This is a genomic window from Marinobacterium nitratireducens, from assembly GCF_014645375.1.
In the GTDB taxonomy this organism is placed as follows: domain Bacteria; phylum Pseudomonadota; class Gammaproteobacteria; order Pseudomonadales; family Balneatricaceae; genus Marinobacterium_A; species Marinobacterium_A nitratireducens.
In genome coordinates this window covers 32,413-44,791 of the sequence record NZ_BMLT01000007.1, presented here as the reverse complement: position 1 = coordinate 44,791, position 12,379 = coordinate 32,413, and the positions used below count along the sequence as shown (strand labels likewise).

At 54.6% G+C, this 12,379-nt stretch carries 9 protein-coding genes; 8 read left to right on the top strand and 1 reads right to left on the bottom strand.

From position 1 onward, the window contains the following. The first annotated feature begins 4,290 nt into the window (after positions 1 to 4,290). Positions 4,291 to 5,046 carry an AAA family ATPase gene (locus IEX85_RS14250; RefSeq protein WP_188861294.1) on the top strand — a complete coding sequence of 252 codons (756 nt, stop codon included), beginning with the start codon at positions 4,291 to 4,293 and terminating at the stop codon, positions 5,044 to 5,046. Next, the gene (locus tag IEX85_RS14245) at positions 5,043 to 6,116 is read left to right on the top strand and encodes a ParB N-terminal domain-containing protein (RefSeq protein WP_188861293.1); all 1,074 of its coding nucleotides are present in this window, start codon (positions 5,043 to 5,045) and stop codon (positions 6,114 to 6,116) included. The genes IEX85_RS14250 and IEX85_RS14245 overlap by 4 nt, the downstream gene beginning before the upstream one ends. A 698-nt stretch (positions 6,117 to 6,814) precedes the next feature. Here IEX85_RS14245 and IEX85_RS14240 read toward each other — a convergent pair. Then, complete coding sequence (locus IEX85_RS14240) at positions 6,815 to 6,991, bottom strand: hypothetical protein (RefSeq protein ID WP_188861292.1); 177 nt, start codon at positions 6,989 to 6,991, stop codon at positions 6,815 to 6,817. A 108-nt stretch (positions 6,992 to 7,099) separates the two neighbouring features. Between IEX85_RS14240 and IEX85_RS14235 the strand changes: the two genes are divergently transcribed. From IEX85_RS14235 to IEX85_RS14210, 6 genes are all read left to right on the top strand, one after another. Next, complete coding sequence (locus IEX85_RS14235; protein WP_188861291.1) at positions 7,100 to 7,855, top strand: ParA family protein; 756 nt, start codon at positions 7,100 to 7,102, stop codon at positions 7,853 to 7,855. Further along, entirely contained in the window at positions 7,852 to 9,072 is a 1,221-nt protein-coding gene (locus tag IEX85_RS14230) for a transcriptional repressor KorB C-terminal beta-barrel domain-containing protein (protein ID WP_188861290.1), read from the top strand. The genes IEX85_RS14235 and IEX85_RS14230 overlap by 4 nt, the downstream gene beginning before the upstream one ends. A gap of 157 nt (positions 9,073 to 9,229) precedes the next feature. Further along, on the top strand, positions 9,230 to 9,769 hold the full coding sequence (gene mobC, locus IEX85_RS14225) for a plasmid mobilization relaxosome protein MobC (RefSeq protein WP_188861289.1): 540 nt from the start codon (positions 9,230 to 9,232) through the stop codon (positions 9,767 to 9,769). Beyond that, the gene (locus tag IEX85_RS14220) at positions 9,750 to 10,736 is read left to right on the top strand and encodes a relaxase/mobilization nuclease domain-containing protein (RefSeq protein ID WP_188861288.1); all 987 of its coding nucleotides are present in this window, start codon (positions 9,750 to 9,752) and stop codon (positions 10,734 to 10,736) included. The genes mobC and IEX85_RS14220 overlap by 20 nt, the downstream gene beginning before the upstream one ends. Positions 10,737 to 11,098: 362 nt before the next feature. Then, on the top strand, positions 11,099 to 11,590 hold the full coding sequence (locus IEX85_RS14215; RefSeq protein WP_188861287.1) for a conjugal transfer protein TraL: 492 nt from the start codon (positions 11,099 to 11,101) through the stop codon (positions 11,588 to 11,590). A gap of 11 nt (positions 11,591 to 11,601) precedes the next feature. Then, entirely contained in the window at positions 11,602 to 12,342 is a 741-nt protein-coding gene (locus IEX85_RS14210; RefSeq protein ID WP_188861286.1) for a cell wall hydrolase, read from the top strand. Positions 12,343 to 12,379 lie beyond the last annotated feature (37 nt).

The following is a 12,379-nucleotide window of genomic DNA, read 5'->3' as shown; positions in this document are numbered from 1 at the left end:
CTCTCTATCGTCAGGCACGACGCTCTAGGATGTCAGGCTTTACGCGCTCTGTAGAAAGGTACTACGCGCTATAATGTCAGGTGTGAAGCGCTCTGACTCTGTGAATAACTTTAAGAATCAAGGGTTTATCTTCTACCCTAAAGAAAACATAACTTAAAGCTAAAGCTGTAGTTGTATGTTTTATAGAGCTAGGCGATACCGCTTTACCATCCCCTGTGTATCCACATAGCGGGAAGACAGACGGACGTTGCAGTCGCCACACTGCAGGTGATGCAGGCAGAAAGGTAGTTTCACGCACTGTAGTGGAACTCCCCTCCCCTATCACCACGACAATACTCACCTTTCCACTGCACTCAGCAGTCGAGGCATTGATGCTTGCAGCCCTAATTGTAGTGGCTGATCACTGCTGGTACTGAGCAACGACGGGTCTTACAAATCTGATTACATACAGGTTTATCTGTGATGTCCGATCGTCGGCGGAGGTGTGTTGGTGGATGCAGTGGCTATCGCGAGCGGTAAACAAGCTCCAATGCTGTGAACACGTTCCCAGACGCTGCAGTGTATCGATGCCGGACGCTCTGGACGCTCAGTTGATTACCTACCGACACCAGGCCGTCACCTATCAGCCACCGAATTCGATGATCGGGGCAAATCATCAAGATAGTTCCCCGACCTGATCCGGGGCAGATGAAGCATCGCTGTACCGTCGGTGGTGAGGTGAGCCCCCGGAAACCTTGGTTTTCTAGGTTTTTTGATTGGCACCAGTGCAGCATCGCCGTAAAGATCTTGCCCCACCTTGATGACAAGACACGCTCGCGTACTCAAAATCCTCAGGCGTGAGCACCCGACAACGGCGTCCATCGAATACCGCATCCTGCACCAAATCCATCCCTCACGCCGATGTGGGATGCGCTCCTGGGCATAGTCATCGCCCATGCCCTACCGCGTTGTTACGCATGCACTACTGCGAAGGCTCGAAAGCACGACGTAATCGAGCGACGTGTTTCTGGTATTTCACCGCACCTTCCGCGTTGACGCTGGCGCCTACTCGGCGATGACCGGTGTTCTACCCTGGCCTGGGTGATCTCCTGAATGCGTTGAGGCAGCACGCTGCGTTACCGGACAATTGAGTGATAGTCGTCAACTGCCGACGAAGGCTGAACACCGTTCAGGTTCGGCGTCGAGTCAGAACTTCATCATCGTTGATGGTCGTTCACCCGTTCACGCTTGCGAGCGCGTTTTAGGCCGGAGACATCGTCTGTTTAGATTCAGGTCAGCAACCGGCCTCTTCAGCTGCGGGTTTTCCATTTTCGGAAAGGCGATACGTCTCGTCTCATGGCACCAGCCCACTGTACGTCTTACGCAGATTTTTAAACGCTGCAACTGAATTCCCGGATCGTGCCGAAGACTTGGCACGGGTGTACGCCATTCGGCCTGCTTCAGCACGTAAGTTATCTTCCAGTCAACCTGACGTTTTCATCGCACCATCTCCTGATGGTCAGGTGCATCAATTCCTGATTGATCAGTCTTATCCGGTCAAACCCGTTGGGTGGGGCCACTGCCGCATGCCTTGAAAGCGTCTCGAGGAATTAGGTATAAGGTAACTGGTTAATTTATGTTCAATACATGCGGAAATCTTATGAGAAAATCAGAGACCAGGCCGAGGGTACAGTGGTAGAGCAGTGTTGATGCCGCCCTACTCCACGTAACGCCTCACTGCGCTTGTCGGTTCGAACGATGCGATTATGGTCTATGACCACACAAACCTGGCAAGGTAGTGCCCTATCAGATACATCTCAGTGTTCGCACTGTTCTGCCACCATTATCAGAGATGATGACCGTTTTGCTGCCGATATTCGCCCCGGATTGGCATTGAGTCATCAGCGACCGGCGTCTTGGCACAACGTGTATATTGTAGGCTCGTATCGAGAGATAGTGGACCGCAATCGCCAGGATTCGAGCGAAACGGCTGAATTGTCTTAGGTATAGGCCGTTTCCTGTTCGATTCCCCGGATGTCGCCCGCTGTTGCCTCAATCTTCTATTTATATAGACGTCATTGGTCCAGGCACCTATTGATCGGTTCGCACAGCGACACTGACTGGGCTAATCGTCCACGCGTCCCCAGTCACGTGCGTGGGATACCGCTTCAGGATTGCATTACGTGTGACAGAAGTTTTCAGCAAAGTACGTGCCAGTTCGCATTTGCAGGAAGTCGGGACGCCGGTCAATGTGTAACGTTCTCCAAGCCCCACACGAATAGGGTCGACATGAACATCGATACGATTCGGGTTCGTTCAGTGTCACGCGGGGCCCTTCAATATCCTGTTTCATATCGATATACAGGCAGATGGTCGAGGTCTCTTCAATCCTCCAGATCCGTTGCGTTGAGGAGACGCTGGCGAGACCGAACCTGCCCTACCCTATCGCTCTTACCATTCGATTTGTCCAAGCTATGATTGCCCACCGCAGTGTGAAAATTTTCACATGAGCGCGGTGGCGATGTCCCTCGGATACATTGCCATTGATCGGGTGTGAGACATGATAAATGTTCATTTTATATAGAAGGTTGATCCTCTTCGCCGGAACGAGACGATGCCTACGTCATGACCCACTTCACTACTCTTCTCGCGATCTATCTGTGAAAAATTTCACACCATAGCGATGCTGTCGCTGCTTACACAATGCCAGGCAAGGTATGGACGGACTGGGTAACACTTTGGAACTTCAAGAGCTACTTCGATACGACACAATGAGGAAGTGTTGGGCAAACTGACTTTCTCAAAATTTCAGGTGTCCGTAGGTACGCGGGTGCGGGGGTGCGGGATAAATGGCGGGGGTGTGACTGGTATAGATTGGATAGGTAGAGGCAATTAAACGAGGGCTGGAGTCGTGTGAAAATTTTCACACTCAGGTTCAGGCGAAAACCCGAGATCTGCTGCCAATCTTGTCGGCGCTATGTTCGGGGTCGCAGGATACCTGAAGGACATTATCCTACTGGCTTCTATATAACGAATTCCGCCATTAAGCACTGCGTCGATCGAATGGAGCTCTTTCTCTAAAGAGACTGTCCGGTTCACGATGTTCGTTTCAGCGCAGGATGCGTGCCTGTCCTTCGCCGCAAGGTTCGTCGAATGTTGATGTGAAAAATTTCACACCTGCCTAAGCCTCCAGCCGCTGGACGCATCGAGGTATCCGAATCGCGCTATCGTGTGTTTGGCTATCTCCGTTGTGTCTGGCCCCGAAATTCAGCAGACCAGTTCATGGCGATGCGCGTGTGAAAATTTTCACAGGCACACCGTCGACGTTCGATGCGCAGGTGTTGAGCGTAGGCATCATGCTTGTGGAGCACTGATGTTGTCACTGTCTCGATCAGTCCTGACTTAAGTGTGCATTTCGAAGGATGCGCCGTTGCTCGGGCGTTTGTCTGCTGTTCGTCTGAATAATGCTTCAACAGCCAGGCTGTACGGGAGGCAGTGGATCGTCCGGATTTACGTCTGTCTCGTTACTGGGGCTACATAAACGCACTCAGGGGAACTGCACACCGAAATGACCATATACATCCCGTTGACCGCGTCGCCAAGCCGGTAGATCAGGCGTTCAGCCTAGCCGTCGTTTGGCGCGGCATGCTTGCGAGGAAAGGCTGTGAAAATTTTCACATGGCTCATTGGGTTGTGTGGCAGGCGAGGTGGTGCCCGTCACGTTCGGGTGTCTGCAGCGTATCAGGCATCGGGGCCTGTCTGTTCTTGAGGTCGTTCCGCCGCGCATGCCTCTATATGGCCCTCAGGATCTAAGCTCGCGTGGGCGAGCTGTGAGACTTTGCCAATTTTTATTGGCCGCCCGATCTTGGCGTTGCCTGTTACGTAAGGCATACGGCCACCGCGGAGGGCTGACATCATTATTGTGTGAAAATTTTCACAGCGCTATTCATGCTGGCTGGGGTTGTCTGTCATAGGTTGTCAGCCGTCCTGGGGGCGCCTCAGTCTTGGTGTGAAAATTTTCACAGTCCAGCGTGTGCCGTACCCGTTGATGATGGCCTGTATTACCCTTTGTCACTGTCAGCGCTATGCCTGCCTGGTCCACCCCTAGCCGACTCAACCGGACAGGGCTGATTTTGCCGCCTGAATCGCATCGCTCGGTGGAGTAGGCGATTATACCAATAGTTGGATTCCTCGATTTTCTCTTGTGTATCTTGTATGGCGATGACCAGAAATTGGCGTATACTTTCAATCTATTCAAAAAAGTATCCAAAACACCTGATTTTTATGGATTTCTGAACGAGGACGTACAAAATGGGTCGGATTGTCGTGTTTGCGAGCGGAAGTAAAGGCGGTGTTGGAAAGAGTGCAACCGCCGCCAACCTCTGTGGCGCCCTTGCATTCAAAGGCTACAGTGTCGCGTTAGTCGATACGGATACTGGCCTGCGGGATCAAGGTAACAATGGTACCCGTACAGCCTCGAACTGGTGTGCGGCGCGAAATTATCTCATCGAGCAAGAAGGTCAGCCGTACGTCGAGGTGACGAGTTATATGTTGTCACCGGAAGAGAAGATTCATAGCCAACTGATGGAGCTGGCCAAGACGAATGATTATGTCGTCGTCGACACACCCGGATCGGCCCATACGGCATTGCGCAGTGCGATATTGGTCGCAGATGTTATATATCTGCCCATGAATTGCTCGCGCGCTGAGTTTATGCCGCTCTCGTCATTTTTTGGTCTGATCAGCGAAGTCGAAGAACTTTTAGAGATGTCTGGTAATGCTCGATCTATCGATGCGCGGCTGCTGCCGATCCGCATCCCGGCAAACTGGCGACCGGATAATACCGAATTTTATCAGTGGTTTAGTGAAAATGCTGCGCCATACGCTTCATTGTCGAGTGTCAAAATTCCCTTTATCAAAGTGTTGTGTGATTCGGTCGGCCAGGGTTGGTCTTTGCACGACGTCAAGGATAAGAAACGGGCGTCATTCGATCTCCTTATTGATGAGATTAACGGCACCCGCGGCTTGATGATCAATAGGGGCGTCGAGGAGGGCAGCGCCGTATGAAAAAGCCATCGGTTCCCTTGGCAGCGATAGCCCCTTCAACTAAAAGCATGCCGGATCCTGAGCTGCTTGATGCCATCGTTGATAAAGCGACGTACGGCGCAAAAAGCCGTAATTTGTCATCGGGTACGGTCGCTCCGATTTCGCCTGCTGAACTGCCTGCCGACAAGGCGGTCAAGGTTCCAGAGGGGTGCGTTCAGGTGGATGGAGAGGTCTTTCCCCTGAACAAGGAGATTGATGTTGAGCCAGACCTGATTAAATCCATATTCATTGGCAATAAACGCAATCGGTCTCGCTTGCGTAATATTGAAGAGCTGGCGAAGAGCATCATATCGGTTGGACGCAACACTGAGCCTGTCAAGCTGCGAGCGCTTGCGGATGGATCTGGTTTTGAGCTCATAAAAGGTATCCGTCGTCACTCTGGCGTTAGTATGGCCCGGGATTTAACCGGTAAGGATATAAAACTACGTGCCATTATTGCGGAGCTTGGTGATTCGGAAGCCGCCAAAGAGGCTGCCCTTGAAAACTCCCAGCGTAACGATTTAACCCCTTGGGAACTGGCCGATCAGCTGAAGTACCTACTCGAATCGGGGGCCATCAGCTCGATGGAGGAGCTGGTTCCCTATTTACCCACGAGCAAAGCGAAACCTGATCGGTCTCTGGTGTATTACCACCTCGAGCCAGGCAAGATCCCCGCCCAGGTTCGCGCCTATATTAATGAAGATCTGGAAATGACGACCCTGGACGCCAAGCGCTTAAACAAGTTGCTGAAGACCATCGATGGCGCCGAGAGTACGTTCTATGCACGGTTGTCCGAGAACTGTCTCAAGAACACCCATACGGTAAAAGAGATCATCAATTATCTTAAGGACTTCATCTCTCCAGACGAACGGCCTAAAATGAAAACCTGGTCGCTATCGAATGGCGAGGGGAAAGACATTGCCACGATCGTGCTTAATGCCCGAGGGGGATCGACTATCAAGCTTTCAAAGGATGTACCGTCGAGTATTATGGACGAGCTCGTGCTCATCTTGGAGAAGCGGTTGTCCGAATCTCAACCTTCGGATAGCTGACCTCTGGTTATTGTCATAGATCGATTTGAATGCAGGGTAGGGCGATGATACTGACTCAGCGCTGCCATTGTTGATCGCCCCGTGATCCCGCTGCTTCCATGGCGATATTAACTGGCGGGTTTACAGTTGAAACAGGGGTGTTTCCTCATTGGCCGCAGCCATGCGATTGTCACAAAAATCCGCATGCCTGCGCAGTGCTGCTCGCTTCCGTAACAGGGCGTACCAATAGGTAGGAAAGCGATGTGTCCGCCCGATTATTGACGGGTGCATTGCCAAGAGCGCCGTTCTCGCCACCCCCCCCCCTGAAACCGCTATCCAGCAGGATAAGGTTCCGTTCGATCCAAGCCGGCCATTCATCGGCACGCCAATCGTGAGCGCCTTCGTCTGTTGAGGGCGCCGTCCATCACACACGACTGCTCGGTCGCAATTCCCTTGTGCCACAGCGACCGGTCGTGTGTTGCTCTGCAAGTCAGACATTCCGGAAATTTCGGATATTTTTCAATGCCCTATACAAGGCGCATGCAATTACTCGGCTCGCTGGACGTCCAGCGATACCTGCTCTAACCTTTCGTATGTACGAAATCAAAATGCGTAAGAATGACTGTCGTAATGATATGTTGTGACGGGTTGTTCGGGTGTCCTATCTACACATAGGCATTCTGAACGCTAGGCACGGCGTCATGTTTACAACATGGAGTTCAGGCATGCACGAGCACGAAACTGAGATCATCGAGCCGGCGAACCTTCACCGATACTCGCATGACGATAAAGCCGTTTACGATCCCATACCCGATCGCGTTCCAACGCCCACTTTGGTTGTCGATGGCACTGCGTGAGCCCGGCGCATCTTCCAAACTGTTTGCGTCGATACGCACCGGCTTATCGCCGTCTACCGATGGGTGTGTGCCGATCGCGCAAGCGGGATCGGCTCGAGAATACGACGGCGAGACTCAAGATTTCATTGATGAAGTGAAGTAGACGTCATGCCAATAATTACGGTCTCTAATCAGAAGGGCGGGGTGGGGAAATCCACTATTGCCGTTCATCTTGCGATGGCGCTTCAGGCGCACGACAAACGCGTTTTGTTTCTGGATCTGGATCCACAGGCCAACGCGAGTAAAACGTTGGAGCGGCGCACGCCGGCCGCGAAAATTGCATCCAGCCAACTGTTTAACGAAGCGGTGGAGGGTGTTGACGGGTCGGACAGTCTCACGCTGATTCAGGCGGACAGCGCAATGGCCGATATTGAACGGGCCGATCCGTCAGTACTAATCGTATTCAAGCGCAACCTGGAAAATCTGGCTCACCACTTTGATTATTGCGTTATCGATACTCCGCCGACCCTGGGGCTTCGCATGACCGCGGCCTTGATTGTGGCCGATCATGTACTGGCACCTATCGAGCTCGAGGAATACAGCATTGACGGGATTACCAAGATGCTGCAGACCGTTTTCGGGGTGAAGGAAAAGTGGAACCCCGACTTAAACTTTCTGGGAATGTTGCCGAATCGATTTAATCCCCGCTCGCTGGCCCAGAAGGCAACGCTGGCCAACCTGGTACAGCATTACTCCCACCTGCTGATCAAAGCGCGTATCGGGATTCGTTCGTCGATCCCGGAAGCGCTAGCGGACGGTATTCCGGTTTGGCAGTTGAAGAAGACGGCGGCGCGGGAAGCAGAGCGGGAATTCAAGGCAGCGTTTGCCATCGTGTACGAGAAAATGGGAGGGATCGAGTCATGACCAATGACGCGGTGAAAACCGTTAAGGGCGCAGACCTGTCGGGCCTGGACAGTTTCAGCGTATCGTCACTTATGGGGTCAAGCACAAAGGCGCCGTCGGACCCCTTTCCGGCAACTGAGGTCGGTAGTGTTGCCTATGCGCCGTTGGAGCGCTTCCACGAAGACCCGCAAAACGCTCGTCGGGACTTTGATCTGGAGACGCTCCGGGCACTTGCTGATTCGATGAAACAGGTCAGGCCCCATACGGGTCAACCACGTGGTGTCCTCGAGCCGCTGTCTGTGAAGCGCCACCCGGAGAAACCCGGGCATTTCATTATCAATGGCGGACACCGCCGGTTTCGTGCTGCTGGCATGGCTGGTTTGGACGAGGTGCCATACGTCATCAAGGGCGAGCTGGACGACTTCGATAAGTTTGTGCTTAACGATCAGCGCCAGAACTTGAGCCCTCTCGAGGTTGCGGCCTTTATCAACGCTCGCTTAGAAGACGGCCACAAAGCTGGTGATGTGGCCAGGGCGTTGGGACGCCCGCCCTCCTATGTGTCGGACCATCGCATTTTCTTCGATATGGCGGACTGTCTCCGCGACTTGTACGACCGCGGCCTTTGCCGTTCCATGCAGACGCTTGCCTTGCTGCACCGTGCCTACAAGCAGCATCCCGTTCGCATCGAGGAATTTTGCATGCGCACGCTTGAGGACGGACTAGCGCTTGCCACCTCGCGCGTGCGGATCTTTATCGACGCCTTGAAGGACGCACGGACATCGCCAGCCGTGCCGCCACCGGTGACGGTTGCCTCGGGTGGTGATCCGGAAGGGGAGGGCAACGCTGCAGGATGCGAGGCCATTCGCCAGGCTCCGGTCGAAGCGGGTCGCGAGACTCGTGCAGATCCGGCAGGCAACAGTGGGCTTCCCGTTGATGATCAGCCGGCTCGTGAAGAGGAACCGCCGTACTGGGTGATAGATGGTGAATCGCCCAGCGGTGGCCGGTTGGATCAGCAGGCCGAGCAGCCATTGGTGGACGGGCTCAATCCGGCGTGCATTAACAAGGTCATCATCCAGGTCACGCATGACGGGCGGGCAGCGCACCTGTTGACCGACCGTTGTGCTGGCTATGGATTTGCCTGGCTCACGTACGACGATGACGGACACGCATGCGAGGTTGCGCTGAGTCAGGTTCAGTTGGTCGCTGTCGTCGAAGATCGGACACCTGGCGGTCGCTAGACCCGACCCCCGCGCGGTACGGATTTTTCGTATGTACGAAGAACGTTGAGTTGTTTATGACTAGTGCAGGATTCGCGATGTGCTGGCAGATGGTGCCAACATTGCCCTTGATTGCCACACCCGTGCTCGCCACGCCTCAGCCGTGGACACACTCGCCATGACCAAGTCGATTGCCAAGACCCGGCTGTCTGAAGATGAAAAGCGCGCCTGGCAGCAGTTTTGCGACCACTGCGATACCAGCGAATCGGAGATGCTTCGGTTGATGATTCTCCGTGTCTGCGGCGGCACCGTAGCCGCAGCACCTGTCGGTCAAGCGGCGTGCAAATCCAACAAAATCACCATACGGCTGACGGACCGCGACCAGCGCACCCTGATGCGCCGCGCGGAGCAGGAGGGGTATCGTAACCGCACAAAATGGACGACCGCGGTCGTTCTGTCGGCACTACACCGTGAGCCCGTACTGACGGACCAGGAGGCGATTGCGCTGCGTGAATCGAATCGGCAGCTGGCGGCTATCGGTCGCAACCTCAACCAACTGGCCCGGGTGTTGAATATTGAATTTCGGGAGGGGGATCGCATCAAGTTGAGAGCGATCGAGGCACTGGTCGAGCGGATTGAACAGCATAAGGATAAGGTGGCGGCGCTGTTGTCCCGGAACATGAACCGTTGGAGCGACGATGGGCCGCCTGGCGAATGACACGATCGCCGACCTGTTAGAGGGGCCGGTCAAGCACAAGGACAAGGCTTCGAACCTTCGTCGCGCGAAACGGATTGCCGAGCGCGCCCCCGAGGTTATGGTAAAGATCAGCGGTCATGCGAAAGGGGCGGACCACATTAAAGCGCATCTGGACTATATCAGTCGTAACGGTGAGTTGGCGATCGAGGACGAGCGGGGCGAGGTGCTTGCAGGCAAGGCCGCCGTGCGCGCCCTGGCCACGGACTGGGCCCAGGACCAATGGAACCGGCGCCGCAATACCCGCGATACCACGCATATTGTGTTGTCGATGCCGAATGGCACGGCGCCGACGGATGTTCAGAAAGCGGCGCGCGCCTTTGCCCGGCGCCAGTTCGGCGACAATTATCAGTATGTGTTCGCGCTGCACACCGACACGGACAGCCCTCACGTCCACCTGGCCGTCAAGAATTTGGGGTTTGACGGGCGGCGACTCCATGTCAAGAAAGGTGACCCTCAGGCGTGGCGGGAGGCGTTTGCTGACGCTCTGGAGCGCCAGGGCGTTGAGGCGGAAGCCACGTCACGCGCGACGCGAGGTGTCATCATGAAAGGTATCGGGCAGGCCATCAAACACATGCGCGAGCGGGGCTTAACCCCGAAGGTCGATCAGGCGAAGATTCGGGAGATCATCGAGGACTTCAACAACGCGAAAGCCGGTCGGCCTCGCCAGCCCAAGCCTTGGGAAGCGCGTATCAAAGCGCGTCAGAGCATGGTTCGAAAAGCCTGGCTGACGGCGGCAAAGGATCTGCATCAAAGTGAACACCCAGAAGACCGCGCGTTGGCCAAGAGCATTATTGGCTTTGTTGCGTCCATGCCGGCCATGAAGACGGAGCGGCACACACTCCAGGAAAAAGTGGTGACTCAGCTACAGGGGGAGAAGCAGCCCGACAGCAACTGGGTGGATACCGAGCTGGAGCCAGGCGATGAATAAGCCGCAGAACAAGACCTGCCGACCGGATTTGTTTACGTGACTCACTTTACGGTCGTGAGGATTCTTACCCACTCTACCCTTGGTGCCGCTAATTTTTATATCTGAAACGTATCGTTATTGTGTTTATTTGACCGTAATATGCCGTCGCTATTTTGATACGATAAACCGAATTGTGTTTTGATATATTCAATATTTCGGAATTGAGGTTCGGTATTTTCTGATTTATTTCTATCTGGCATGCATCGCTAAAATAATATTGAGTTTTACCTGGCTTTTTAATCAAAGTAGTATATATTGATGTTCGTAGTTATCAGCCTTAAGGTTCGATCTGTATCGTTATGATCAATTAAGGAGGTTGACTGATGCGTCCTCCAATTTTGTGTTCAGCCAGCGTCCTGGTTATCTCGTTGGTGGGTCCTGTTGTGGCCACTTCTACCGCTTTTGCTGCCTCGCAGCGTGAGTGTGCTATCTGGCTTTGCCTGCCTGGCGGGTTTCCCCTGGGTTGCGAGGCGGCCAAGTCTGCAATGATGGATCGCCTTGATGATGGAAAGAGCCCCTTGCCGTCATTTACTTCTTGCAGCATTGACACTCAGGGTCGTGGCAGCCGCCAGATGTCGTATGACTTTAATTATGCCGCGCTGATTGAGGCGCACACGCTGTGTACGCGCTGGCGAAGCGGTGGGGATGAGTCTTACTGCGCGTCCTGGGAAAGCATTCCGCAGCATATGGTAAAGGGGGCGCGCTGCAGGTCTGATCGGGATGGAAACCGTGTACCGGCGTTCTGCGTGAGAACCTTTCGCTATGTCGACGTGTTCGTTGATCACCAGCGCGCTGGTGATACGTACTTTTGGTGATGGACGCGACTATGGACCTTTTCTCCGTGCTTGCCGCCTGTGTCACCCTGTCGGGCAGTGCGCCTGATCAGGACGCCGTTATTAGCGAGGCGGCGTGCGAGATTGCAGCCGATCAGTATCAATCGCGTTTGCAGCGTCTGACACTCACGTCGAATGACCGGGATGCGATCGGCCGCGTGGCATTTGCCGAGGCCGCGAACCAGGGTGACAGTGGTCTGGCAGGCGTCGTCTACACCCTCGTGAACCGTCTGATCAGCGGGCGCTTTGGGGGCACTGTCACGGACATCGTCAATGCGCCTCACCAGTTTGAGCCGGTCCAGGCGGTTGGTGGGTGGCGTCACTTGCCGGCCCTTGCACCCGGTCAGCGGGCCCGTGTGAACACCATTATCAATCTAGCGCTGGATGGCCGCTTGCCCGATCCGACCCATGGTGCACTGTTCTTCCAGAATCCTGCCGTGGTAGCCAAGCGGGAAGCGGCAGGCGCGGTTTCTAAAGGTCTGACGCATTTTGGTGGCGTGGCCCCCTCTGCGGTGATTCAGGACCATGCCTTTTACGCTGCTGTTAACGACGTTGCGACGCTCAAGGCGCAAGCCCCGGTCCGGGTTACGGCCACACGCCGCGAGCCTGCCAAGGGCTGGGATATTTACGGGACGGCACAGGAGCAGGCGTTGGCAGAGGCCCTGGTGTGGGACATTTTCGCGAGCGGCGGTGCGGGGGATGCGGTTTTGATGGACGACAGCGGGCCACACTGAATGAGGTCCGGCGGCAGAGACGTTCAGACGGTAGCCG

Coding starts and splice junctions, on each gene's coding strand:
- IEX85_RS14230 (WP_188861290.1), top strand. CDS start 7,852: ATGACCAATGACGCGGTGAAAACCGTTAAGGGCGCAGACCTGTCGGGC.
- IEX85_RS14215 (WP_188861287.1), top strand. CDS start 11,099: ATGCGTCCTCCAATTTTGTGTTCAGCCAGCGTCCTGGTTATCTCGTTG.
- IEX85_RS14210 (WP_188861286.1), top strand. CDS start 11,602: ATGGACCTTTTCTCCGTGCTTGCCGCCTGTGTCACCCTGTCGGGCAGT.
- mobC (WP_188861289.1), top strand. CDS start 9,230: ATGACCAAGTCGATTGCCAAGACCCGGCTGTCTGAAGATGAAAAGCGC.
- IEX85_RS14220 (WP_188861288.1), top strand. CDS start 9,750: ATGGGCCGCCTGGCGAATGACACGATCGCCGACCTGTTAGAGGGGCCG.
- IEX85_RS14235 (WP_188861291.1), top strand. CDS start 7,100: ATGCCAATAATTACGGTCTCTAATCAGAAGGGCGGGGTGGGGAAATCC.
- IEX85_RS14245 (WP_188861293.1), top strand. CDS start 5,043: ATGAAAAAGCCATCGGTTCCCTTGGCAGCGATAGCCCCTTCAACTAAA.
- IEX85_RS14250 (WP_188861294.1), top strand. CDS start 4,291: ATGGGTCGGATTGTCGTGTTTGCGAGCGGAAGTAAAGGCGGTGTTGGA.